This window comes from Nonomuraea zeae (assembly GCF_005889725.1).
Lineage (GTDB): Bacteria > Actinomycetota > Actinomycetes > Streptosporangiales > Streptosporangiaceae > Nonomuraea > Nonomuraea zeae.
This window is the reverse complement of sequence record NZ_VCKX01000700.1, coordinates 1-1010: the sequence shown is the minus strand read 5'-3', so window position 1 is coordinate 1010 and position 1010 is coordinate 1. Positions and strand designations below refer to the sequence as shown.

Sequence of the window (1010 nt, the reverse complement as noted above, 5' to 3'; positions counted from 1 at the left end):
ATCCCCAGGCCCCGCCACCTCAGCAGCGGGACGGGCAGCCCCCAACGGCCCAGCGGCGGGACGGGCAGGCCCCAACGCCGCCGCACCGCCAGGGCACCCCGCCGCAGAAGCCGCCCTCTCATGGCCAGCAGCCGCATCCGCAGGGGCCGCCACCTCAGCGCCCCAACTCTCAGGGGCCGCAGCCTCGCCCGCGAGGCCCGCTGCCGCAGCAGCCGCCCTCTCAAGGCCAGCAGGGCCCTTCGCAGGCGTCCCCGCCTCCGGGGCCCAATTCGCAGGCCCCGCAGGCCCCCTCGCAGGCGTCTCCGCCTCAGCGGCCCAATCCGCAGGCACCTCAGCGGCCTGACCCAAAGGGCCCTCAGCGTCCCAGTCCTCAGGGGTCGCAGCCGCATCCGCGAGGTCCCCTGCCGCAGCAGCCGCCCTCACAAGGTCGCCCGGCCCCGCAGTCGCAGGGCCCGGCAAGTCGGCAACCGCAGGGCCCGGCGAGTCGGCAACCGCAGGGGCCGGCAGGACGACTGTCGCAGGGGCCGGCGGGTGGGCAGGCTCGGCCTCAGGGGCCGGCGCGGTCGCAGACGCCGCCGCCGTACCCTCTGAGCGCGCCCCCCTACGCGTCCCAGCAAGGGCAGCACGCGCCCGCACCGGCCCACGCCCCGTCCGGCCAGGCGCCGCCCGAGCAGGGCGGGCCCGTCGACAATGACGCCTTCTTCAAGCATGCGCCGATCGAGGAGCTGCCCGCCGAGGTCAAGGCCAGGCGCCGGCGCGCCGCCCTGGTGGCGGGCACGCTCGTGGTGGCGCTCGCCCTGGCCGGCGGTGTGCTGTACGCCGGCCCGACCATGTTCGGCTCGACCCCGCCGAAGGACGGCAACGCAGCCCGGGCGAGCACGTCGATCACGGCGACCGGCCCCCGGACCGACCCTCCGGCCAATCCGCAGACGGACACTCAGAACGGCTCCCCGACCGGCCCGCCCACCGGGTCCGCGACCGCGGCCCCGACGCCCACCGCCATCACGGGC

The 1010-nt window shown here is 77.3% G+C and carries 1 protein-coding gene; it reads left to right on the top strand.

The features are described from left to right. Window positions 1-767: 767 nt before the first annotated feature. Window positions 768-1010, top strand: a 243-nt coding sequence (locus ETD85_RS62470) for a hypothetical protein (RefSeq protein ID WP_206059663.1), incomplete at its 3' end; no start/stop codon positions are given.